The organism is Helicobacter mesocricetorum (genome assembly GCF_900198605.1).
Taxonomy (GTDB): Bacteria; Campylobacterota; Campylobacteria; order Campylobacterales; family Helicobacteraceae; genus Helicobacter_D; species Helicobacter_D mesocricetorum.
Map to the genome: position 1 here is coordinate 1 of NZ_FZPJ01000038.1, position 23193 is coordinate 23193.

At 34.3% G+C, this 23193-nt stretch carries 22 protein-coding genes; 16 read left to right on the forward strand and 6 right to left on the reverse strand.

Annotation, left to right across the window (positions count from 1 at the left end; genetic code table 11):
* Nucleotides 1-368 precede the first annotated feature (368 nt).
* Both C6H18_RS07650 and C6H18_RS07655 read right to left on the reverse strand, forming a co-directional pair.
* Entirely contained in the window at nt 369-1049 is a 681-nt protein-coding gene (locus tag C6H18_RS07650; protein ID WP_104722517.1) for a response regulator, read from the reverse strand.
* A 16-nt stretch (nt 1050-1065) separates the two neighbouring features.
* On the reverse strand, nt 1066-2658 hold the full coding sequence (locus C6H18_RS07655) for a sensor histidine kinase (RefSeq protein ID WP_104722518.1): 1593 nt from the start codon (nt 2656-2658) through the stop codon (nt 1066-1068).
* Between the two features lie 139 nt (nt 2659-2797).
* Here C6H18_RS07655 and C6H18_RS07660 point away from each other — a divergent pair, with 139 nt between their 5' ends.
* The 10 genes from C6H18_RS07660 to ligA all read left to right on the forward strand — a co-directional run bounded on the left by C6H18_RS07660 (nt 2798) and on the right by ligA (nt 12556).
* Nucleotides 2798-3112 (forward strand): c-type cytochrome, encoded by a 315-nt coding sequence (locus C6H18_RS07660; RefSeq protein ID WP_104722519.1) that lies wholly within the window; start codon nt 2798-2800, stop codon nt 3110-3112.
* Nucleotides 3113-3136: 24 nt separating this feature from the next.
* Entirely contained in the window at nt 3137-4213 is a 1077-nt protein-coding gene (locus C6H18_RS07665) for an alanine racemase (RefSeq protein WP_104722520.1), read from the forward strand.
* A 40-nt stretch (nt 4214-4253) separates the two neighbouring features.
* Entirely contained in the window at nt 4254-5288 is a 1035-nt protein-coding gene (locus C6H18_RS07670; protein ID WP_104722521.1) for a D-alanine--D-alanine ligase, read from the forward strand.
* Nucleotides 5288-6019, forward strand: a complete 732-nt coding sequence (locus C6H18_RS07675; RefSeq protein WP_104722522.1) for an alpha/beta fold hydrolase — start codon at nt 5288-5290, stop codon at nt 6017-6019. Before C6H18_RS07670 ends, C6H18_RS07675 begins: the two co-directional genes overlap by 1 nt.
* Nucleotides 6020-6095: 76 nt before the next feature.
* The gene (locus tag C6H18_RS07680) at nt 6096-7556 is read left to right on the forward strand and encodes a Mur ligase family protein (RefSeq protein WP_199770172.1); all 1461 of its coding nucleotides are present in this window, start codon (nt 6096-6098) and stop codon (nt 7554-7556) included.
* Between the two features lie 39 nt (nt 7557-7595).
* Entirely contained in the window at nt 7596-8084 is a 489-nt protein-coding gene (locus C6H18_RS07685) for an HIT family protein (protein WP_104722523.1), read from the forward strand.
* A 9-nt stretch (nt 8085-8093) separates the two neighbouring features.
* Nucleotides 8094-9101: an LLM class flavin-dependent oxidoreductase gene (locus tag C6H18_RS07690; RefSeq protein ID WP_233704100.1), complete on the forward strand. Its 1008-nt coding sequence runs from the start codon at nt 8094-8096 to the stop codon at nt 9099-9101.
* A 5-nt stretch (nt 9102-9106) separates the two neighbouring features.
* Nucleotides 9107-10084 carry an A/G-specific adenine glycosylase gene (gene mutY, locus C6H18_RS07695; protein WP_104722525.1) on the forward strand — a complete coding sequence of 326 codons (978 nt, stop codon included), beginning with the start codon at nt 9107-9109 and terminating at the stop codon, nt 10082-10084.
* Between the two features lie 43 nt (nt 10085-10127).
* Entirely contained in the window at nt 10128-10610 is a 483-nt protein-coding gene (luxS, locus tag C6H18_RS07700; RefSeq protein ID WP_104722526.1) for an S-ribosylhomocysteine lyase, read from the forward strand.
* Nucleotides 10610-12556, forward strand: coding sequence for an NAD-dependent DNA ligase LigA (gene ligA / locus C6H18_RS07705; RefSeq protein WP_104722527.1), 1947 nt, complete (start codon nt 10610-10612; stop codon nt 12554-12556). The genes luxS and ligA overlap by 1 nt, the downstream gene beginning before the upstream one ends.
* A gap of 187 nt (nt 12557-12743) precedes the next feature.
* On the opposite strand, the gene C6H18_RS07710 is transcribed toward ligA, so the two are convergent.
* From C6H18_RS07710 to C6H18_RS07725, 4 genes are all read right to left on the reverse strand, one after another.
* Nucleotides 12744-13547: an FkbM family methyltransferase gene (locus C6H18_RS07710; RefSeq protein ID WP_104722528.1), complete on the reverse strand. Its 804-nt coding sequence runs from the start codon at nt 13545-13547 to the stop codon at nt 12744-12746.
* Between the two features lie 85 nt (nt 13548-13632).
* Nucleotides 13633-14481 carry a CvfB family protein gene (locus C6H18_RS07715; protein WP_233704101.1) on the reverse strand — a complete coding sequence of 283 codons (849 nt, stop codon included), beginning with the start codon at nt 14479-14481 and terminating at the stop codon, nt 13633-13635.
* Nucleotides 14478-15032 (reverse strand): hypothetical protein, encoded by a 555-nt coding sequence (locus C6H18_RS07720; RefSeq protein ID WP_233704102.1) that lies wholly within the window; start codon nt 15030-15032, stop codon nt 14478-14480. The genes C6H18_RS07715 and C6H18_RS07720 overlap by 4 nt, the downstream gene beginning before the upstream one ends.
* An 86-nt stretch (nt 15033-15118) precedes the next feature.
* Nucleotides 15119-16954: a menaquinone biosynthesis decarboxylase gene (locus C6H18_RS07725; protein WP_104722529.1), complete on the reverse strand. Its 1836-nt coding sequence runs from the start codon at nt 16952-16954 to the stop codon at nt 15119-15121.
* A gap of 153 nt (nt 16955-17107) precedes the next feature.
* Between C6H18_RS07725 and C6H18_RS07730 the strand changes: the two genes are divergently transcribed.
* The 6 genes from C6H18_RS07730 to C6H18_RS07755 all read left to right on the forward strand — a co-directional run bounded on the left by C6H18_RS07730 (nt 17108) and on the right by C6H18_RS07755 (nt 23165).
* Nucleotides 17108-17620 (forward strand): TRAP transporter small permease subunit, encoded by a 513-nt coding sequence (locus C6H18_RS07730; protein WP_158654890.1) that lies wholly within the window; start codon nt 17108-17110, stop codon nt 17618-17620.
* 15 nt (nt 17621-17635) lie between these two features.
* On the forward strand, nt 17636-18961 hold the full coding sequence (locus C6H18_RS07735) for a TRAP transporter large permease (RefSeq protein ID WP_104722531.1): 1326 nt from the start codon (nt 17636-17638) through the stop codon (nt 18959-18961).
* Nucleotides 18962-18970: 9 nt separating this feature from the next.
* Nucleotides 18971-20083: a TRAP transporter substrate-binding protein gene (locus C6H18_RS07740; protein WP_233704103.1), complete on the forward strand. Its 1113-nt coding sequence runs from the start codon at nt 18971-18973 to the stop codon at nt 20081-20083.
* A gap of 46 nt (nt 20084-20129) precedes the next feature.
* Nucleotides 20130-20921, forward strand: a complete 792-nt coding sequence (locus C6H18_RS07745) for a polysaccharide deacetylase family protein (RefSeq protein WP_104722532.1) — start codon at nt 20130-20132, stop codon at nt 20919-20921.
* A gap of 62 nt (nt 20922-20983) precedes the next feature.
* Entirely contained in the window at nt 20984-22096 is a 1113-nt protein-coding gene (locus tag C6H18_RS07750) for a pyridoxal-phosphate-dependent aminotransferase family protein (protein WP_104722533.1), read from the forward strand.
* Nucleotides 22097-22103: 7 nt separating this feature from the next.
* Nucleotides 22104-23165: an NAD-dependent epimerase gene (locus tag C6H18_RS07755; protein WP_104722534.1), complete on the forward strand. Its 1062-nt coding sequence runs from the start codon at nt 22104-22106 to the stop codon at nt 23163-23165.
* Nucleotides 23166-23193 lie beyond the last annotated feature (28 nt).

Sequence of the window (23193 nt, forward strand, 5' to 3'; positions counted from 1 at the left end):
GGGCCGGTGCTTTTACACTCCAATTTCCGTTATTGTTTTGGAAGTTGTTCGTAAAACCTGTATTATTTGTAATATCTACCGCATAGGCTGCAATAGAAACCAAAACACTAAAGCCAATCAAGGCTCTTGATGCGATTAATGAAAATTTCATTGATACTCCTTAATTTTTAATGGGGTTGCGATTATTGCCCCCCCCCCCCTAATTTTTTGCTTAATTGCCCCCCCCCCCCACATTTTTATGAAAATTTTAAAAATAGTAACATTTAAGGAAGTTTTAAATTTCTTAAATAGGGCTTGTAGAGGGAGGGGTTCAATAAAGATTTGGGTTAAAGTTAAGTCTTTGGGGGTTTTTTGATGGTTGGTTTGTTTTATTGCAAGGAATCCTTATAAGCAGAAATATCGGGTTGGAGTTTGTAGATTTTGTTTTTTAATCGCACTAATAATCCTGTATCAATGAGTTGTCTAAAAGTCTTTACAACGGTAGGTTTGCTGACATTGATTTGCTCGACAATATCTTCATAAGAACCATAAAAGATATTTTCTTTATCGCTATGTTCAATTAGGTATTTGATGATTTCTATTTTTCTGCCCCCGACAAAAACAGAGATAGCGTTTAATAAGACATTTTTTGCATCGAGTTGTTTGGCTTGAAACTTTGGCAAAGTAGCCTTTAAAATGGTTTTTAAAATATCTTCTATGTCAATGGGCTTTAGGATATATCCATCTACTCTTAATTCTATACAATCAAGTAAATATTGGGTTTCTGTATGCGCTGTGGCGACAATTACTGCTATGTCCCATAGGGGATTTTTCTTAATCTCTTTAATAAGATTAATGCCATTTAGTTTTGGCATTAAAATATCAGTAATCACTAAATCAATATTTTGTGTTTTTAGAATCTCTAAGGCTTCTTTTCCGTTTCTAGCTGTGAAAAACTCTTTTACATAGTCTTCTAAAGCCATTTTTGCTAATTTTAAAATATCTTCTTCATCTTCTACATAGAGGATTTTTAGCTTTTTTAAGAGTGCTTCATTGTTTTTTGTGGGCATTTTGTCTTCCTAAATTTTATTCATCATTTTCATTGTTTTTTGTGGGGATAGAAATGATAAACTGCGCCCCATAAAAATCGTTTTCTAAAACCTCATAAGGTTGTGGTAGCATTGGTAATGTCGCTCTCCAATAGGTGTTTTTTACTTCAATACTGCCTTGCATTTGCTTTTCGATGATTTGTTTAGACATATAAAGTCCAATTCCTGTTCCAACGGATTTATGCTTGGTTGTGAAGTAGGGTTCAAAGATTTTTTGAATATCATCAAGCTTTACTCCCCCTGCATTATCCATAAAAAATATTCTAACATAATCTTTTTGGTTTATTTGTTCTTCAATGGCAAGAATGAGAATTTTAGGATTTGGTATTTTGCGCTCTTTTAAGACATCTTGAGAGTTTTTAATGAGGTTTAAAATCACTTGCGAAAAAGCATTTTTATACCCATAAAGTATGGTTGTTTGGGGGCATAATATGTTTAAATCTATTTCATCTTGTTTTAAAAAAGCATCTACAAGGGAGACAGAATCTTCTATATTTTCTTTGAGATTAAAAGATTCCTTTTGGCTAGAATTATGAAAAAAATTCCGAAAATCCTCAATGGTTCTTGACATTTTTTTGGCAATTTTTAATCCATCTTCTACTTGCGTATCGATAAAATCTTTCGTGAGTTTTCCATTTTGGGATTTGACTTTGAAAGTTTGGATAAGCAACATAAGGGCGTTTAAGGGTTGTCTCCATTGGTGGGCTATATTCCCTATCATTTCTCCCATACTTGCTAGTCTTGCTTGTTGATACATAATTTGGTCTTTTTTGCGACTCTCTAAAACTTCTTTTTCGATGGTTTCTTGTAAGGAATTATTGAGATTTTGTAACTCTTTAGTTTTTTCTTTGACTTTTGATTCTAAGAGCATATGGAGGGTTTTGATATTTTTTAAAATTAAAAAGCTTAACAATAAAGTAATCAGCATAATAAGGCACATAATGCCTAAAACTACTTTGTGGAGTATGCTATGGAGTATGTTATTACGTTCTTTTTCTATTTCAATAAGCTTAAGGTTGTTGCTTATAATCTTAGAGATTTGTCTATTTAGCTGGTAGATAGAGATTTTTAAGGATTCTTCTTGGATGTTTTCTCCCTCTAAGATACCATCAAGTAGGGTTAAAAAGTCTTGGATTTGTAGATTTAGGTTTTGTGAGTTTTCTAAGTTTCTCTCTAGGATATTGGTTTCTTTAGTGATTTTGGTTTCTTGATTAAAGAAATGATAAATTTTAAGCCCGAGTTCTCTAAGGATATTTTGGTTGGTTAAGTGGGTTTGGAATTGTTGATAGTTTGCCCAAATTTGTTTAATTTTCTCTTGATTTTCTAAAAAGAAAACCTTTCCTTCTTGTGTGGAGGGTAGATTCTGTGTTTGATTGATGATTTGCCGAATTTCTTCGAGTTCTACTAAAGAATGATTGTATTGCGTAAAAAGTATATCATAGTCATATTTTAAACTAAAATAGAAAATATAAGAGATAATGGCTAAGGACAATAAACCACAAGCAATATTAAAGACTAAAATGCGTGCTTTTGCCTCTAAAGAAGTTCCAAAGAGTTTTGTTTTTCCCAAGTTTTAACCCCTATGAGATTTTTAGAATTTTATCCTAAAAAAAACTTTAGTTTAATAATTTTTTTATACAAAAAGTGTATGATTGCATTCAAACCTAAAAATTAGGTTTAAATCTTGAAAAAGAAACAAGGAGAACATTATGAAAAAAGTTCTATTAAGCTTAGTTTTAGCTACTGGTTATTTAATGGCTGCTGATGGTGCTGAACTCTATAAAAAATGTATAGCCTGTCATGGAGTTAATGGGGATAAAGTGGCTCCTGGAAGTAAAGGCGGAGTTACGATTGGTGGTATGGATAAAGCAAGGTTAATTGAGCAACTTCACGGATATGCAGCAGGGACAGCGGATAATGGTGGTGCAAAGGCTATTATGTATGCAAATATGAAAAACTGGAAATTCTCCGATGCGGATATTGAAGCCGTAGCAGATTATATTTCAAAACTCCCTAAAAAATAATTTTCCCCTCTATTTGGGGATGATATGCCTTATATAAAGATACATTCACAGAATTTTTTTGATAATTTTCATACGCTTTGTCAAGTAATATCTCCTAATAATCCCCAAAGGCTTGCTATTGTTTTAAAAGATAATGCTTATGGGCACGGACTAAAAGAAATGGCAAGTTTGGCTAAAGAATGTGGGATTATCTCTTGTTTTGTTAAAAACATTCAAGAATCTTTACAGATTGTGGAGTTTTTTCCACATATTAGTATTTTATATCCAAATCCTTTAGAGCATTCCCCACTTTTTAGGCAATGTTTGGAATCTCCTAATATTTATTTTTGTATTTCTAGCTTAGAGAAATTGCAAGATTATCCACCTTTTAGCAGGATTGAATTAAAGATTAATACAGGGATGAATCGTAATGGAATTGCCTATAATCACTTAAAGGAAGCTTTTGAGGTTATTATTAAAAATAAATTACAGCTCATAGGAGTCTTTACGCATAATGGCTTTGGGGATAACTTTGGTTGTGAGTTTTACGCACAAAATGCTACATTTTTGGAGGTTAAAAAAGAAGTTTTAAAACTTTGTGAGAAACATTCTCTGCCTAAGCCTCGCTTTCACTCTCTTTGCTCTTCAGCAGGGCTAAGGGCTAATACAGATTGTAATATTCCTCAATCTCTACAAGATGATTGCTATCGCATTGGCATTGCCTTTTATGGATATTTATGCCAAGAAGAGATTTTAAGTATTCCTCTATCTTTAAAGCCCGTAGCCTCCCTTTGGGCAAAAAAGATTTCTTCAAGGAATCTCAAAAAGGGAGAGAGGGTAGGTTATGGAGGGGCTTCTACCTTAAGTAGAGATTGTGTGGTTAGCACTTATGATATTGGTTATGGGGATGGGCTTTTTCGCTTAAGGGAGGGAATGGAACTTTATACCAAAGAGGGTTTTAAGATTTTACCCCCTGCTTCTATGGATTGCATTAGTGTAGAGAGCGAAGAAGAAGAAATTTGTGTGTTTGATGATGTAAAGAAATGGGCGGAAGCTTTTCATACTATTCCTTATGAGATTCTAACCCATTTGCATCCTTACATACCTAAAAAGATAATATAAATGGTATTATTGCGTTATTAATCTCTTGATAAGGAAAGTTGTGAATCTTTGTCTTTTATTTGGTGGAAAGACCTATGAACATGAAATTAGTATCGTGAGCGCAATTGCTTTGAAAAAGCTTCTTTTAAATCTGAATTTTTTTATTTTTTTAGACGATAGACATTGTTTTTATCTCATTCCTGCTGATAAAATGCAATCTAAGTTTTTTAGCTCCAAAGCTTACCAAAAGGAAAAACAAATCTATCCCAAACAAGGGGGATTTTTTTATAAAACCCTATGGGGCGAAAAGCCTTTAGAACTTCCTGTGATTTTAAACCTTATCCACGGCTTTGATGGGGAAGATGGAGTAATTGCCTCACTTTTAGAATTTTATAATATTCCTTTTATTGGACCTAGAAACCCTGCTTGTGTTTTAAGCTGTGATAAAGAGCTTACGAAGATTTATGCTAAAAGTCGTGGCATACCAACTTTAGATTATAAGATTTTTTATAAAGGAGATACCCTTAATGGGGTGGATTATCCTTTGATTATCAAACCTGCAAGACTTGGTAGCTCATTAGGCATTGCTATTGCAAAATCTCAAGAAGAGCTGCAATATGCGCTAGAACAAGCTTTTGAATATGATGATAAAGTTGTCATAGAACCCTTTTTTAATAATATTAAGGAATACAATTTAGCGGGTTACAAAGCTAAAGATGGTATGCACTTTTCTTTTATTGAAGAACCACAAAAAAAAGAAATTTTGGATTTTGAGAAAAAATATCTTGATTTTGCACGGACACAACAAACCAAAGAAGCAGATATTAATGAGGCTTTAAAACAATCCTTGCAAGAAGCTTTTCAAAGGATTTATGAGAATTGTTTTGAGGGGGCTTTAATTCGTTGTGATTTTTTTGTGCGAGAAAATGAAGTGTATCTCAATGAGATTAATCCCATACCTGGGAGTTTAGCGAATTATTTATTCCAAGATTTTTATAAAGATTTACAAATTCTTGCACAAAATCTCCCAACGCAAAAGGATATTAAAGTCTCTTATGAATTCTTGCATAAAATCCATTTTGCTAAAGGCAAATAGTGGCTCAAAAGACATTGGTATTTAGAGGTGAAGTTTTTGGAATCTCCTATGAGTTTGTGAATTTTGATCTTTGCAAGACATTGATTTTTTTGCATGGTTGGGGTTCTAATAAGGCTTTGATGAAACAGGCTTTTCAAGACTGCTTTAAAGAGTATCGGCATTTATATATTGATATGCCCGGATTTGGAAAATCTACCCTCCCACCCTTTGGGCTTACCTCTAAGGATTATCAAGAGATTTTATCCCTTTTTTTACAGGACTTAAAGATAGAGCCTTTTGCAATCTTTGGGCATAGTTTTGGTGGGAAGATTGCAACTTTATTAAATCCCCCACGATTGATTTTGTTAAGTAGTGCTGGGATTTTGCTACCTAAGCCTTTTTCTGTAACTTCTAAGATTAGGATAACCAAGATTCTTCATAAAAGCTTTCCTTATTTGCATAATCACCTTAAAGATTTTTTACGCTCTAAGGATATTGCTGGGATGGAAGAAGTTATGTATCAAACTTTAAAAAATGTCGTGGATGAAGATTTTTCAGAGATTTTTGCAAACTTTCATAAGAAAGCTTGGATTTTTTGGGGGGAAGATGATAAGGTAACCCCCCTATATGCGGGAGAAAAGATACATTCTTTAATTAAAGATTCAAGCTTTATTCCTCTAAAAGGAGATCATTATTTTTGTTTAACCCAGGCAAAAGCTATCGAAGCTACTCTTCTTGGAGCATTTTCTTAAAAGAATGGAGTGTTTGAGGCATTCTTTAACTTTATTTTGTTAGAATTCCCAAATTTTAGAATCTAAGGATTAGATAGTGCAGAATATTGATTTTTTCATTATGACAACAAGATGGATTTTTCTTATTGCACTTGGGTATTATATTATTACAAATCTACAATGGTATCATTATAAAATTTCTCGTATTATCTTTAAGCACCATAAGCAAAAATGGCATTTATTCTATTTTATTTTGCCTATTATTTATTTTGTTTTTCTCCCCAATAATCTTTATTTTTATCTTTTGATTTATTTTTATCTTGCGTTTTTGGGGTATTGGATTTTTAATCTTAGTAATAAATTAGTCTTTACAGGAAGGGTGCTTCGGTTTTTTGGGCTTTATATTGTTTTTATTCTTTTTAATGAACTACTTTTACTAAGTATTGCCAAATACTCTATTTTTATACAAATAGTTTATTTATTCCCCTTGCCTATCTCGCTTACGCTTTCTTTTTTGATAGAAAAAATTTTGCTTAATCGTTATAAGAAACTTGCTCAAGACAAATTAGAGAGTATGCAAAATTTAATTATTATCGCTATTACAGGGAGCTATGGCAAAACAAGCTTAAAGAATTTCTTACTGCAAGTTTTGCAAGAATCTTTTAAAGTTTATGCTACCCCAAGAAGCGTCAATACTCTTACTGGTATTATTGCAGATATTAACCAAAACCTCTCACCGCTTAATGATATTTATATCGTTGAAGCTGGAGCTAGGGGATTGGGGGATATTCAAGAGATTGTTGATTTAGTGGCTCCCCAAATTGTTGTAGTGGGAAAGATTGGGGCAGCCCATATTGAATATTTTAAAGATATAGAGACAATTTATAAGGCAAAATATGAAATTTTAGAGAGCAGACGTTTGCAACGAGTGTATATCTATAAAGAAAATATTCAACCTACGCATTGCCTTGTCCCTATTGTAAATTTTCCACAAAATGCTAGTAACATAGAAGCAACCTTAAATGGGACAGATTTTGATTTAGAAATACAAGGTCAGAAATTGCACCTAAGCACTCCAATTTTAGGGGCTTTTAATGTGATTAATCTTAGTGCAGTAATTGCTATGGCTAAAGATTTGGGTATGAAAAATGAGAGTATTATTAAGCAAATTTGCAAATTAGAGCCTATTAATCATCGTTTGAGTAAGATTGTTGTTAATGACAAGATTATTTTAGATGATAGCTATAATGGAAACCTTGATGGTATGCTTGAAGCCATTAGGCTTGCCTCTTTGCATAATGGCAGAAAAGTTATTGTTACTCCGGGTTTGGTTGAAAGCAATGAAGAATCCAATATAGTTTTGGCTAAGGCTATTGATGGCGTTTTTGGTGTCGTTATTATTACAGGAGAATTAAATTCAAAGATTTTACAAGAGAATATTCATAATCCTCTCAAAGTTATTTTAAAAGATAAAAGCAATATTGAAGGGATTTTAAAATCCATAGCAAAACCCGGAGATTTAATCTTGTTTGCTAATGATGCCCCAAGCTATATTTAATGCAAATTTAATAGCAAGTTGTATGGAGGAATAGGAGGAATGGAGTATTTATATGCACCTTGGAGGAGTGGATATTTTAAGGAAAGTCAAGAGGAATGTATTTTTTGCCAAATTTCTAAGGAGATTCTTGATACGCAAAATAGAGTCTTTTATCGCGATGATAAAATATTTTGCGTGATGAATAAGTATCCTTATGTTCCAGGGCATTTTTTGATTATTCCTCATTATCATACTGATACTCCTTGTGGTTTAAAAGAAGACATTTGGTTGCATTTGCACAGATTTGCACAAAAAGGCATAGGATTGCTTAATGAATTTGGGGCAAAGGGCATTAATATGGGAATGAACATCCAACAGGCAGGGGGAGCGGGTATTCCAGAGCATATCCATTTGCACCTTATTCCTAGATTTTTTGGGGATACGAATTTTTTTACAACCATTGGTGATTGTAGAGCCTATGGGGTAGATTTTGAAGAGATTTATTGGAGAATAAAAGAGCTTTCTTTGAAGTATTTTGTAGGAAGCTAAATCCTTAAAATGAGTAATTGTAGAAAGGCTATTATGAAATGTGGAATCTTTAATTTAATGGAGAATTGGAATGATGATGAGGAGAGAACACTTTTAGAATCCTTAGAATTAATCCAATATTGTGATGAACTAGGTTTTGATGAAATGTGGATTGGAGAACACCACTTTAATAGCTTTTCTATCTGTTCTTCGGCAATGACTCTTATTAGTTGCGCTTTAGCTAAAACAAAAAAGATTAAAATTGGTAGTGCGGCACTTTTACTCCCTTATTATCATCCCATTGAATTAGCAGAAGAGATAGCAACCCTTGATTTAATCTCTCAAGGGAGATTCCTCTTTGGTTTTGCTAGAGGAGTTTTTTCTTATTTTGATATATCTAAAAACAATCCTATCAGCAATCGAGAAATTATGATGGAGAGTGCAGAGGTTATCCATAATCTACTCTTTAAAGAGCAGATTCATTTCAAAGGAGAATATTTTAGCTTAGAAGATATTAGTCTAAGACCGCATCCTAGAGGTTGTATCCCCTTTTATATCGCAAGTGATGATGAGGTAACTTTACAAAGAGCGGCTAGTTTGGGTTATCATTTTTTAGGCTCATTGACTTTAAAGGAGAGTAGGGCTTGTGAGATACATAAAATTTTCTCACAAAAGAGGAGAGAATATGAGTTTGTCTTAACGCGCGCTTTTTATGCTGATGAAGATAGGAATGTAGCTAAAGAAAAAGCTCAAATAGCCGTAGATATTTTTACGCAATGTATGTTAAAGGGGAGTAATTTAGTCTTTGAAAAAATAGCAGATACAGGCGATGAGGAATTTAGGGCAGAGTTTTTTAACAAAGAGAAAATTTTAGAATCTATGATTGTAGGGAATCCTAAAGATTGTATTGAACAAATTAGGACATTACAGATGAGAGTTCCTTTTACTTCTTTGGCTTTGAAGCTACTTGGCTCTAATTTAGAGGATTTTAAGAGGAATGTAAAGACTTTTAAAGAAGAAATCTTTCCTTTTATATAGGTGTTATGAATATTTCTTTGTTTCAAGCAGAGCTTTTAAGATGGTATGAGAAGGAGGGGCGAAGGACTCTGCCTTGGAGGGATAGAAGTATGCCAAACCGCCCTTATAGGGTTTTAGTTAGTGAGATAATGCTCCAGCAAACACAGGTTAAAACTATCTTGGAGCATTATTATTTTCCATTTTTGCAAAAATTTCCTACTTTGGAATCTCTAGCAAAAGCTAGTGAAGAAGAAGTGTTGTTGCAATGGAGGGGAATGGGGTATTATACAAGGGCTAGGCATTTATTAAAATGTGCAAAGATTTGTTTGAGGGACTTTCAAGGGGTTTTGCCTGATTGTGTAGAGTTATTAAAAACCCTTCCGGGTATTGGTAGTTATACTGCCGGGGCGGTGGCTTGTTTTGGGTTTGATAGGGCAGTTTGTTTTGTAGATTCTAATATTAAAAGAATCCTCATTCGGCTTTTTGCTCTTTATAATCCTACCCAAAGCCTCTTAGAGAGCAAAGCTAGAGAGATTTTAAATATTCAGCATCCCTTTAATCATAATCAAGCTTTGATAGACTTAGGGGCATTGATTTGCACAGCTACCAATCCAAAATGCCTTTTATGCCCTGTTAGTGAGTTTTGTAAAGGTAAAGAGGATTTGAAAGCTTTGAATCTTAAAAAGACTCCCAAAAGCATTAAAAAGAGCCTTCATATAGGAATCTTTGAAAAAGATTCACACATTGCACTCCATAAAAGTCAAGAGAGGCTTTATTATAATCTTTATAATTTTCCTCTTTTAAAATCCCACCAATCTTTGCAAAAATTAGGAATCTTAAAGCATTCCTATACCAAATATCTTTTGGATTTGCATATTTATAGGGTTAAAAATTTAGAATCTTTGGCGCAATCTGTGGAGTTTTTTAACAAAGAATCTTTACAAACAATCCCTATCTCTAGTATGACATTAAAGATTTTAGAGCTTTTAGAAAAAGATTTTTAAGTCTTTGTGTGTTAAGCTTTTAAGAAATAAATAAAGGATTTTTATGCCACTTTTAGATAGTTTTAAAGTCGATCATACAAGAATGCCAGCTCCAGCTGTGAGATTAGGAAAGGTTATGCACACTCCAAAAGGCGATGAAGTTTGCGTTTTTGATTTGCGTTTTTGTAAGCCAAATATTGAGATTTTAAGCCAAGAGGGGATTCATACTTTAGAGCATCTCTTTGCAGGGTTTATGAGGGATCATTTAAATAGCGATAAAGTAGAGATTATTGATATTTCTCCAATGGGTTGCCGAACAGGGTTTTATATGAGTCTTATTGGGAAGCCAAGTGCAGAATCTGTAAAAGACGCTTGGGAGAAGAGTATGCAAGATGTCTTAGATGTGAATGCCATTCCAGAAGCTAATGAGCTTCAATGTGGAACTTATAAAATGCACTCTTTAAATGCTGCTAAAGAAATAGCACAGGATACGCTTAACAAAGGCATTGGCATTATGGATAATGAATCGCTAAAGCTTGATTTGTAATGGATTACCAAGAGTATTTAGAGAGTATTAAAACCTTAAATCTATGGGCTAGGCATTATTATGTCTTAGATGACCCAATCGCTACGGATGAGGAGTATGATAAACTCTATCATCAAATTAAAGATTTTGAATCTAGCAGTAATTTTCCCGCACTTGCTTATTCTCAAACTCAAAGAGTTGGGTATAAAATCTTAGAATCTTTTTCTAAAGCTTCCCATATACAAAGGATGTGGAGCTTAGATGATGTCTTTACTTTTCAAGAATTAACAGATTGGATACAAAGAGTAAGTAGGGGAGAAAATCTTACCTTTAGTGTCGATCCTAAATTTGATGGGGTGAGCTTAAATCTTTTGTATGAAAATGGGTTGCTTATCAAGGCAATCACAAGGGGAAATGGGGAGATTGGCGAAGAAGTAACGCAAAATGCAAAGACTATTAAGAGCATTCCTCTAAGCATTCCTTATAAACAAAAAATCGAGATTCGTGGGGAATGCGTGATTGCCAAAGAGGACTTTGAAAAAATCAATGAAGAGAGATTTCAAAAAGGTGAAAATCTCTTTGCAAACCCTAGAAATGCCGCTGCGGGAAGTTTAAGGCAGTTAGATTATAAAATCACTGCAAAACGCAAATTGCAATTTATCCCTTGGGGGGTTGGGTATTGCGAGATTGAGGAGGAGAGCTTTTTTGCTTTAATGCAAAAAGTCCGCTCTTTTGGGTTTATTGCTTCGCCCTTTTCTACCCTCTGTGAGGATATTAAAGCCATTGAAAAATCTTATCAGCTTTTAATCAAAGAGAGGGATTCTTATCCTATCGCTTTAGATGGAATGGTGGTTAGGATTGATGCTATTGCTTTGCAAGAGCAATTAGGATTTACGATAAAATCTCCACGATTTGCCTGTGCGTATAAGTTCCCAGCCATTGAAAAAAAGACAAGAATCTTAGGGGTTGAGTTACAAGTAGGTAGGACAGGGGTGGTTACTCCTGTGGCGATTTTAGAGCCTGTGGAGATAGAGGGGGCTAGGGTTTCTCGAGCGACTTTGCATAATTTTGATGAAATCAAGCGAAAGGATATTTGGATTAATGATTATGTGCTTCTTATCCGCAGCGGAGATGTGATACCCAAGATTATTAAATCACTCCCTAACTTACGTGATGGGACACAGAAGCAATGTGAAATCCCTACAAATTGCCCTATTTGCGGAAGTGAGCTTTTGATTGAAGAGAAGCTTATTAAGTGTCAAAATTTAAGTTGCAAAGCAAGGGTGAAAAACTCTATTATTCATTTTGTAAGTAAAAAATCCCTTAATATTGATGGTTTGGGAGAGAAGATTGTAGAGCTACTCTTTGAGAGGGGTAAAATTGCTTGTTTAGAGGATATTTTTTGCTTAAGTGCTAAGGATTTTGAGGGATTAGAGGGCTTTAAGGAGAAAAAGATTCATAATCTCTTAAATGCTATTGAGAAAAGTAAGGGAGTAGAGCTTTGGCGTTTGATTAATGCTTTAGGGATTGAGCATATTGGAGAGGGGGCGAGTAAGAAGTTGGCAAATACTTTTGGGTTGGATTTTTATACAAAAGATTTGCAAGATTTTCTTTTGCTAGATGGTTTTGGTGAGGAGATGGCAAATTCTTTATTGGAGTTTTGCAGGGTGAATAAAGAGCGACTTTTGAAGCTTTTTGAGATTTTAAACCCAAGCTATGAAAATGCGATTAAAGAGGATTCCAAACTTAGTGGAAAGGTTTTTGTCATTACTGGCACACTCTCACAAAGGCGAGAGCATTATCAAGAGCTTTTAGAATCTCTTGGGGCTAAAGTTAGCAGCAGTGTTTCTAAAAAAACCGATTTTTTACTCTGTGGTGAGGATGCAGGTTCTAAACTCACCAAAGCACAGGAGTTTGGGGTGAGGATTCTTAGTGAGAAGGAGTTTGAGGAGTTATTAAAAGATTAACTTTGTTGGGAAGCAATATTTAGAATATTCCTAGAGGATTTAAAAGAATCCTTTTTTAAACAACTAAAGTTTATAAATGCTTCTATACCCCTATACCTTTGCTATACTCTTGCAATAAGAAGTTAGACTGACTTATTAGTCGATACATATAGGAATGAAATAGCGAATTTGCCCTAGTTATTCTTTACTATTCTTGGCTTTGCTTAATATGCTTAAGAGAAGGATCTTGCTTGTGGATAGCAAGGATATTTATACCCATAGAAAAAATCTCATAGCCTAAATTTTGTAAAAATTCTTGGATTTCATTTTGGTTGGATTTAATGATTTCTATTAGCAAAATAGGGAGAAATTTTTTTATACTTTTTGTCCCTCCTTTTAAGACTTCCATTTCCATTCTTTCTACATCAAGCTTTATCAAATCTATTCTTTCAAGATTGAGAGAATCAATACTAATTAATGGCACTTTTTGCATTTTGTTGGGATTAATTTCTTGCCCTATAAATTCACTTTTTTCATCAAATTTTAATTCAAAACTTCCAAAAGAAGAGGCTTTAGTATAATCAAGCATAGGGATTTGTAAAAACTCTCCTTTTTTCTTAGGGCAACCAAGGGCTACATTTAAAGCACGAAAATTAAAGCAATTATTCAACGCAAGATTTCCAGCTAAGGCATAATAAATCCTCTCTTGTGCTTCAAAAGCTAAGCCCCCCCCCCAATTCGTTGTGGCAATAGCCCAAGCAATAGTATGCGCTCCTATGTTTGCACCACAATCAAGAGCGAAAACCCCATCTTTAAAATACTCTCTTCTAAGCTTTAAAAGCTCTATTACATTGCTCACTTCTAGGGCATCAAAACTTGCAGTTTGTAGGTATTGATAACCCACCCCATAAGCACCATAGGCATTTTCGTTTCTATCAAGATAATTAACTATCATAGCCCCTGTATTAGTAGAGGCTAAAACAAAGGGTAGGGGTCTTTGAATATTTTGCATTGTTATTCCTTTAAGTTAGGGTTATTGATAAGATTATAGTGCTTGTTTAAAACTAGATTTAAAAGCAAAAATAGATTCCTATACATTAAAGCGACTTTTTTCTTGGCAGTTGGATAGATTTTTTGGGGCATAAAAGGATTTTTTGTTCTTTAAGGAGTTGCGTAAGACTTCTTTTAAAGGCTTTTTTACTCATAGTGCAAAACTTTAAAATCTCCTCTGGTGGGCTATCATAATGAAGCGGTAAGATTCCTTGATGTTGTTCTAAGGCTTTTAAGACTTTTTGGGAATCTTTTTGGGTGTTGGCTCTTTCTTTAGGATTTTTTAGGCATAAGTCGCATTTGCCATTGGGATAGAATTTTTTGATAAAAGCTTCCTTTTCCTCAAAAAGACTAAGATTTTCAAAAATCTCATTTTTATACAAAAGTCCCAAATAGGTTTTATTAATAAGGCATTCATAGCCTAAAGGTGTATCCCTAAAAGGAATAATCCTGACTTTATCAGAAATTTTCAAAGGGTTGGGGGTTTTGAAGTTTTTTAAATAAGGCTTTAGATTGTATTTGGCAATTAGGCGGTTTTCTTTGTCGGTATCTATGAAAACCGCTATTTTAGCCCCTAAAACGAAATTTTGCGGTGTGGGAGATGGCATAAATAAATCTTTTGCGATTCCAAGCTCTAAAAAACAACCAAACTCATTTTTATCCGTGATTGTAAGAATGGCAATTTCTCCTTTGAGTGCTTTGGGTTTTAGGGTTGTAGCAATAGGTCTATCCTCTGAATCGTGATATAAAAAAACCTCCACTTCATCACCTATTTTTAAGGTATCTAGTAAATATTTATTGGGTAGCAAAATCTCTTGATTATAATGTCGCAAATAAGCACCAGCTTCGCTAAATTTGCAAATTTTTAGTTTTTGTATAGTGCCTATTTCTATCAATCTATTATCTCTATGAAGGTATTAAATAGGCTTTTTCCTAGCGGTATTTGGTGGAGGTTTGAAATCTGCCAACCTACGGCAAAAACCATAATCATAAAGATAATAAAACCAATAAAGGCTAAGATTAACAAGGCTTTGCAAAGTTTTAAGTAGAAATGTTCCTCTAAGCCATCATTAATAATTTTGTAATATCTTAACCAATCTACAAAAAAGCTAAACCAAAAAGTAAAAATACCTAATAGAAGTATGCCAATTAACGCAAATAAAATCATAGAGGTATAGGGCGAAAAGTTTATACTAAATTCATAAATATGCATCTCCCACATTAAGATAGCATAGCTAATGTGCATCCCAAAGAATACAAAGCCAATAAGTAGCATAATGAATATCTTTTGCATACACAATTCGGTAAAAGTGCAATGTTGTGTAAATTCTTTTTTGGTTTGTTTTTTAATTTCTTTGTCGCTTTTGTCTAATAAACGCAAATTGGTAATTTGTGTTCTTAAGTTTTTAATCCACATTTTTCGAGATTCTTTTATAGATTTGTTCATTGATTAGAGCCTTTAAATTGAATTGTGGGATTATGCCCCAAAATTGTTAAGAAGTTTTTGACAATTTCTAAGCAATTCCTTGATGTTTAAGAATAGGATTTATCAATATGGAATTTCTTATAAAATGCTTCTAAATCTTCAATATCCTCTAATAAGCCTTTCTTTTGGAGGGATTTTAAGACTTTTTTGGAACAATCTGTTTCTTTGGGCCACTCTTTTGTATAGCCATCTTTGCTATTTTTATCGGTTGCGTCGATAAAAATCATCGAATCAATAATCTTTATATCCCTTTTGGCGTCGATATTATTAACCACTCTCCAAAGAATCATATAGAGATTTTCTAGGTCGTTTTTATGATAGTCTAAGAATATGGCTATACTTAAATGTTTATTGAGAGTTTTTGGAGGATTTTTCTTAAAAATAGTTTGTAGGCTCGTTTTTTTGTCAATACCAATTAGGGTAATGGGGTTTTTTGTCGAAGTGTAAAATTGTCTTAAGTTTTTAATGTTTTTAAAAAGAGGATTTAAGAGTTCTTGCAAGGGTTCATCGCTTAATATTTCTAAGGTTTTTTCTATCTCTTCTCCTGTGCAATCAATCCCCAATTTCCCTCCATAACCATATTCGCTACAAGCGTGGTCTAGCACATCGCAAATCCCCTCTGTAAGGAGGCAGTTTTCAACGCTAAAGCGATTAAGGATATAGGGGATAATGGCTTCTTCTTTTAAAGAGGGGGCATTTTCTCCTACGAAAATAACGTGTTTGACAAAGCTCATTTGCCCAACCCCCCAAAATGCGTGCATAGTTTGCTGGGCTTGTCCTTTAAAACGCACTTTGATTTTAGCCAAGATGAGATTATGGAATACACCATTTTCTGGCATATAATAGTCTATCAAGTCAGGTGTCGTGGTTTGTAGAAGTGGCAAAAAGATTCGCTCTGTGGGATAGCCTAGATATTTGTCCTCTAAAGGGGGTTTGCCTACAACGGTGGCTAGATAGATAGGATTTGCCTTAGAGGTTATAGCCTCTACTTTTAACACGGGATAGGGTTCAATAGGTGTGTAAAATCCGGTATGATCCCCAAATTTTCCCTCATCTCTTAAGCTATCAGGCTCTACAAAGCCTTCTATCACATAATCGCAATCATAAGGGACATATAAGTCATTACTAAGGCATTTTACCATTTGGGGTCTTTTTTTGCGGATAAATCCATAGAGCATAAGCTCAAAGATCCCATAAGGGAGGGGAGCTGTCGCACACCAAGTATAAAGAGGGTCTCCACCTATGGCAATGCTAACAGGCATTTTTTGCTTTGCCTTTTTATAAGATTCTAATAAATTCATAGAATCTTTGTGGAGCTGCCAATGCAAGCCCAAATGATTCTTATCATAAACTTGCAAGCGATACATTCCAAGATTTTTAACATCCCCATCAAGGCTTTGTGTGTAGCACTGCCCCATAGTGATAAATGCCCCTCCATCCTCACTCCAAGTTTTCAAGATAGGTAGAGATTGTAAATCTAGCGCATTATCTCTTTGGATAAGGGCTTGGCAAAGCCCCCTTTCTTTCAGAAGCTTCGGGGCTAGAAAGCGTAAGTGGAGCAATTTTGGAAGTAGTTTTAAAGTATGTTTGAAGTCTTTGGGCGGTTTTAGTTTGAGCAGATATGTAATCTCATCTGCAATTTTTTCTGTATTGCCAATGATGAGTTCTACTCTTTTGAAACTCCCAAAGAGATTCATTAAAACAGGGGTTTGAAAATATTGTTGCCTTGCTTTATTGATAGGATTGGTAAAAAGCAGGGCTTTAGAATCTTCTTTTTTCACTTCTAAATAGGCTAGATGAGGAATTTCTAAATCAATATCTAAAGGCTCTGTTATGATTTTTAGCTCATTATGAGCCTTGAGTAAATCAATAGTTTGTCGCATAGGTATTCCTTATCTTTGAATTTAGTGGATATTTTACCAAATTATAAGGAGTATGGGAATGTTTTGTGTGCTTTAGAGTTCTTGAATTTTCTTGAATTTTTTGAGATAATTTAGGTTCTAAAGCTAAAATTGAATATTATAAAGATGGTTAGAATGCAGATTTTGTTAAAGATTACTTCGGGTATAGAAAAAATAAGTGATGGCGTGGCAAGGATTTCTATTCTTCTTTTGTGGATTCTTTGTTTATTGATTTTTGGTTTAGCAGTGGCGTTAAATTTTTCTTATGTGAATAGCCAATTAGAGGATTTTAGCCTTTATTGTTTTGCCTTAATGATACTTTTAACCTTCCCTTATACTTTAAAGCAAGATAGACATGTGCGTTTGGATTTGTTTTATATACGATATTCTAAAAGAGCCAAAAGCATAAGTTGGTTACTTATTAATCTGTGTTTTATCTTTCCTTTTTGTTTGGTGATTGCAAAATATGGTTTGGATTTTATGATTCACTCTTATAGAATAGGTGAGTCTTCTCCTAATGGTAAGATACCTTATTATTTTATTTTTAAGTCTTTTGTAGTTGTGGGGTTTATTTTATTGGCTTTGCAAAGTGTTGTAGAATCTTTAAAAATGTTTTGTTCTTTGCTGAATAAAAAACAAGAGATTTAAACAAGGAATAAGGCGATGGAATTGTTGGTTCTTATTGTTCTTAGTATTATTTTGCTAGTAATTGGTGTGCCTGTTGCTTTTGCCTTTGGTTCTAGTGGGTTAATTGTCGGCAGTTATTTGGTGTTTTTTGGGGATAATCCTTATATTCTCTCTTTTTTGCCTAATCGTTTAGAGGGGATTTTTAGTAATACGACCTTGATGAGTATTCCTTTGTTTATCCTTATGGGGATGATACTAGAACGTAGCGGAATTGCAGAGCGGCTTATAAGCTCTATTGCCAAATTGTTTGGCTCACTTGGTGGAGGAGCTGCTATTGGGGTGATTATCGTAGGAACTTTATTAGCAGCTAGCACGGGTATTGTTGGTGCTACGGTTGTAATGATGGGGGTGATTGCAGTTCCTGTGATGATAAAGGCGCAATATAATAAGAGTTTTCTCTCTGGTGTAGTTGCTGCAAGTGGGACATTAGGACAGATAATTCCGCCCTCTATTATTCTTATTGTTTTAGCAGATGTTTTGCAATTAAGTGTGCGGGATTTATTTAGTGCGGCTATTTTGCCTAGCATTTTACTTATAGCGGCTTATATTCTTTTTGTTTTAGCCGTTGTCTTCTTTCTCCCTCATTTTGCACCAGCTAGTCCAAATCCAAGTAATTTTAAATCTTTAGTATTGCCAACACTTAAAGCCGTTGTTCCACCTATTGTTTTAATTATTCTTGTTTTAGGGAGTATTTTAGGGGGGTTTATAGAGCCAACTGCAGCAGCAGCCGTAGGTGTGGTAGGTGCTTTAATTTTAGCATTTTTACAGGGGCGATTAGATTTGCATTTACTCCATATTGCAGGGAGAGAGACAATACTTTTTTGTGGTATGGTATTTGCTATTTTAGTGGGCGCTAATTGTTTTACGCTTGTATTTAATGGTTTAGGTGGAGATAGTGTAATTTTGGAGTTTTTTTTAGAATATTTGGATTCTCCTTTATATTTTGTGCTTATTGCTATGTTGGTTATTTTTATTTTAGGTTTTTTTATTGATTTTTTTGAGATATGTTATATTGTTTTACCCATTTTAGCAGGTATTGCTATACATTATGAGATTAATATGTTATGGTTTGCTTTACTTGTTGCGATTAATTTACAAACGAGTTTTTTAACCCCTCCTTTTGGGTTTTCTATTTTCTTTTTAAAATCAGCAGTAGGAGAATGTATTAAGATTTATGAGATTTATAAAGGGGTTGTGCCTTTTATTTTGTTGCAACTTTTAGTATTAGTAGTGGTGTTTTTATTCCCAAAACTTACACTAGATAGTGAAGATTGGGGTAGAATTTTGAGATTTATTTTTTAAGGAGATATTGTGAAAAGACGCGATTTTATTACAAAGACTACTTTAGGTGCGGTTGGTGTTGCTGGTATGGCAGCATTAGCAGGTTGTAAAGATGAGGTAAAAGAGGGAGAGAGTGTAGGGGCTAAAGTTCCTAAGAAAACAAATTTAAAAATTTCTCTTGCGATGAGTTGGTCGCTTACTTTACCGATATTATCAGATATAGTAAAACACTATGCTAAGGTAGTTGGTGAATTAAGTGAGGGTTCTATTAAGATAGAGATTTTTCCAGCAGGTAAGCTTGTCCCTGCGCTTGGAGTCTTTGATGCGGTCAGTAGTGGGCAAATTGATGCGTATCATTCTGCGCCTTATTATTGGGAGGGTAAAAACACTGCTTTTAATCTTTTTTCTGGGATTCCCTTTGGTATGATTGATAGCGAGGTTAATGCTTGGTATTTATATGGAGAGGGTATGGATTTATGGAGGGAGATTGCAGGAAAATATAATCTTTATCCTCTCTTAGGGGGTGCAACAAGTATCCAAATGGCGGGTTGGTATAAAAAGGAGATGAATACCTTAAAAGACTTTGAGGGATTGAGGATTCGTATGGTAGGGGTGGCAGGACAGATTTTAGCTAAACTTGGGGCTGCGCCAAAAAGCACTCCGGGTGCAGAAATTGTTCCTAATTTAGAGAGGGGAGTTTTAGATGCAGCAGAATGGGTTTCTCCTGCTTTTGATGAAAAACTTGATATTTATAAAGTAGCCCCTTATTATTATACGCCTTGGCAGGAAGCAGGTTCGATTACGGAATTTGTTTTTAATAAGCAAAAATGGGAGAGCTACCCTAAAGAAGTGCAAAATATTTTAGAGTTTGCAAGTAAAGAAGCGCATTTACAAATGACAGCTATGGGGCAGTTTTATAATGCAAAGGCAATGGAGCGATTGAAAAATCAAGGGGCAAAGATTAGGACATTTTCTCCAGAGATTATCCAAGCCTTTAAAGATACTTTAGCGCAAGTACTTGATGAAGAAAGTGCGAAAAATCCAGACTTTAAGAGAGTTTTGCAAAGTTATCAGAGCTTTCAGAGAGAGCAAGAAGTTTGGACAAGAGATAGTTTAAGGGCTTATTTAGAGATTAGAAGTTAAGGAATTTAGTCTTGTTTAATTTGTAAAGGTTAAAAAGGAAAAATTTATGAATTATCCTATTTGTATCCTTACCTTGCACCATATTCATCCTTTTGAAGATTGGTTAAGTGTAAGCCCACAATTATTAAGTAAAGCTCTTATAAACACTAAACAAAAGGGCTATAACTTCATTTCTTATGAGAAATTCATAGAGATTTTGCAATCGGGTAAGAATCCTTCTAAAAAACAAGTGCTTTTAAGTATTGATGATGGTTATTTTGATGTCTATAAGTATGGGTTTCCTGTTTTAAAAGAGCTTAAGATTCCATCGGTTTGTTTTTTGATTACTGATACCATTCAAGAAAGAAGGCAAAAAGAGCCTGTTTTTAAACCCCATAAAGAAATTGATTATGTCTCTGATGTGGAGTATTTTCTAACTGCGGAAGAAATTTTTGCGATGAGGGAATGGATGGCTTTTGATAGCCATACTGCTTCACATTATAATTGCAATACCCAAAATAAGGAATCTTTGGAGTTTGAATTACACACCTCTAAGCATAAAATAGCAGAGCTTTTTCCGCAAAAAGATATCTTTGGGTTTTGCTACCCTAGAGGAAAATTCAATACTTTATCGCAGGAGGTTTTGAGAGAATGTGGGTATTCTTTTGCCTTTTCTACAATAGAGGGAGGTGTTTGTGTGGAATCTTGCGATCCTTTTGCTATCAAACGCATTTGTATCTCTAGTACATCTCCTAAAAGAGGAGAAATAGACTATCTAAAGAGATTAAATGCAAAGCTTTTTATTTATTCCACTCCAATTTTAGGAAGTTTAAAATCAAAATTTAAAGCTAGAAAATAGGGCGTTGCTAATTTAAAGTTGCAGTTGTTATAATTTCACAAATTTGAGTTTAGGAGTTTTATATGTTACTTTTTACCCCTGGTCCAACACCTACTCCAGAATTTATGCGTATGGCTATGGGTGAGCCTACGATTCATCATAGAACTTCAGAGTTTGAATCCCTTTTTGCTAAGGCAAGGGAGGGCTTAAAACAAATGCTTAAAATGCCTGAAGTGCTAATGCTTGCAAGTTCTGGAAGCGGAGCAATGGAAGCGTGTGTAACTTCGCTTTGTGCAAAAAAACTCTTAAGTGTTAATAGCGGAAAGTTTGGCGAACGTTTTGGCAAGATTGCCAAAGCTTTTAATATCCCTTTAATAGAGATTAAAAATGAGTGGGATACTCCTGTAAGTGTAGAATCTATTTTAGAGGTATTAAAAGAAAACCCTGATATTGATGCTATTTGTATGCAAGTGTGTGAGAGTGCAGGTGGGTTAAGACATCCTTATGAAGAAATTGCAAAAGTTATCAAAGCTCATAATTCTAAGATTATGGTGATTATTGATTCTATTACCGCTATGGGAGTAGAGCCTTTAGAGGTAAGTTGTGTAGATGCTTTAATTGGAGGTTCGCAAAAGGCTTTTATGTTGCCACCGGGAATGAGTATTATTGGGCTTAGTGATGAAGCTGTTAAAAAAATTGAGGAGAGGAATATTGGATTTTATTTTAACCTTAAAACAGAGCTTAAAAATCAGGTTAAAAACACCACTGCTTGGACAGCCCCTACTACTATTATTATAGGGCTTTGCGCATTTTTGCAAAAGTTTCAAGAAAAGGGTGCGGAAACATTTTATGCACAAACAAGGGCTAGATCTTTAGCGACTAATGAGGCAATGGAGGGAATAGGATTGAAGATTTATCCTAAAGTCCCCGCTCTAGCGATGACAACGATTTTTAATGAATTAAGTGAGGATTTACGAAAAATCCTTAAGAATAATTTTGGGGTTAATGTAGCTGGCGGACAAGATAATTTGAAAGGCAAGATTTTTAGGATTAATCATATGGGACTTATTGCTTTAAACGAAATTGCTTGGGTGGTTAATGCAGTTGAGCTTAGTTTGGAGATATTAGGGATAAGGAAATTTGATGGCAGAGCCAATCAAATCTTCTTAGAAAAATATTACAAAATTATCGGATAAGGTAAAAATGAAATTTTTAGTTACAGGAAGTGCAGGGTTTATTGGCTCATTTTTGGCATTAAGACTTTTGCAAAGGGGTGATGAGGTTGTAGGATTAGATAGCATTAATGATTATTATGATGTGGCTATCAAATATGGCAGGTTGCAAAGGGCTGGAATACCACAGGAATTGCTTAGATATAATACTTTAATACCAAGTAAAGAATACCCCAATTATCGCTTTATCCAATTAAATTTAGAAGACAAAGAAAATCTTTTAAAGCTTTTTGAAAACGAGAAATTTGATAAAGTTTGTAATCTTGCAGCACAAGCGGGAGTTCGTTATTCACTGCTTAATCCTGATGCTTATATCCAAAGTAATATCGTAGGATTTATGAATATTTTAGAATGTTGTAGGCATTATGGGATTAAACATTTAGCTTATGCCTCTAGCTCTTCTGTGTATGGATTGAATGAAAAAATGCCTTTTAGCACTAGTGATAATATTGATCATCCTATTAGCCTTTATGCAGCTAGTAAAAAGAGTAATGAGCTTATGGCACATACTTATTCTTATTTGTTTAATCTTCCCACGACAGGTTTGAGGTTTTTTACGGTTTATGGTCCTTGGGGTCGTCCGGATATGGCATTATTTCTTTTTACAAGGTCTATTTTAGAAGGAGAGGCAATAGATGTCTTTAATTATGGGGAAATGTTAAGGGATTTTACTTATATTGATGATATTGTAGAGGGTGTGGTTAGGGTATTAGATCATATACCTCAATCTAATCTTGCTTGGGATCCTAAGAATCCAAATCCACATAGTTCTAAAGCCCCTTATAAAATCTATAATATAGGCAATAATCACCCTGTAAAATTAATGGACTTTATAGAAACCTTAGAAAAAGAGCTCGGGAAAGAAGCAAAGAAAAATATGCTTCCTTTGCAGTTAGGCGATGTTCCTGCAACTTATGCAGATGTTAGTGATTTAGTAGATGAACTTGGGTATAAACCTAATACTCCTATAAAAGTCGGGATAGCAAATTTCGTGGCTTGGTATAAAGATTTTTACCAAACTTCAATATTGTAAATTATTTTGTTTTTAGTCTTTATGTGTT

Bases quoted from the DNA above. Each gene is read 5' to 3' on its own strand.
- C6H18_RS07660 (WP_104722519.1), top strand. From the start codon at position 2,798: ATGAAAAAAGTTCTATTAAGCTTAGTTTTAGCTACTGGTTATTTAATG.
- C6H18_RS07650 (WP_104722517.1), bottom strand. From the start codon at position 1,049: ATGCCCACAAAAAACAATGAAGCACTCTTAAAAAAGCTAAAAATCCTC.
- mutY (WP_104722525.1), top strand. From the start codon at position 9,107: ATGAATATTTCTTTGTTTCAAGCAGAGCTTTTAAGATGGTATGAGAAG.
- C6H18_RS07685 (WP_104722523.1), top strand. From the start codon at position 7,596: ATGGAGTATTTATATGCACCTTGGAGGAGTGGATATTTTAAGGAAAGT.
- C6H18_RS07755 (WP_104722534.1), top strand. From the start codon at position 22,104: ATGAAATTTTTAGTTACAGGAAGTGCAGGGTTTATTGGCTCATTTTTG.
- C6H18_RS07665 (WP_104722520.1), top strand. From the start codon at position 3,137: ATGCCTTATATAAAGATACATTCACAGAATTTTTTTGATAATTTTCAT.
- C6H18_RS07720 (WP_233704102.1), bottom strand. From the start codon at position 15,032: ATGAACAAATCTATAAAAGAATCTCGAAAAATGTGGATTAAAAACTTA.
- ligA (WP_104722527.1), top strand. From the start codon at position 10,610: ATGGATTACCAAGAGTATTTAGAGAGTATTAAAACCTTAAATCTATGG.
- luxS (WP_104722526.1), top strand. From the start codon at position 10,128: ATGCCACTTTTAGATAGTTTTAAAGTCGATCATACAAGAATGCCAGCT.
- C6H18_RS07745 (WP_104722532.1), top strand. From the start codon at position 20,130: ATGAATTATCCTATTTGTATCCTTACCTTGCACCATATTCATCCTTTT.
- C6H18_RS07690 (WP_233704100.1), top strand. From the start codon at position 8,094: ATGAGTAATTGTAGAAAGGCTATTATGAAATGTGGAATCTTTAATTTA.
- C6H18_RS07725 (WP_104722529.1), bottom strand. From the start codon at position 16,954: ATGCGACAAACTATTGATTTACTCAAGGCTCATAATGAGCTAAAAATC.
- C6H18_RS07750 (WP_104722533.1), top strand. From the start codon at position 20,984: ATGTTACTTTTTACCCCTGGTCCAACACCTACTCCAGAATTTATGCGT.
- C6H18_RS07730 (WP_158654890.1), top strand. From the start codon at position 17,108: ATGCAGATTTTGTTAAAGATTACTTCGGGTATAGAAAAAATAAGTGAT.
- C6H18_RS07735 (WP_104722531.1), top strand. From the start codon at position 17,636: ATGGAATTGTTGGTTCTTATTGTTCTTAGTATTATTTTGCTAGTAATT.
- C6H18_RS07710 (WP_104722528.1), bottom strand. From the start codon at position 13,547: ATGCAAAATATTCAAAGACCCCTACCCTTTGTTTTAGCCTCTACTAAT.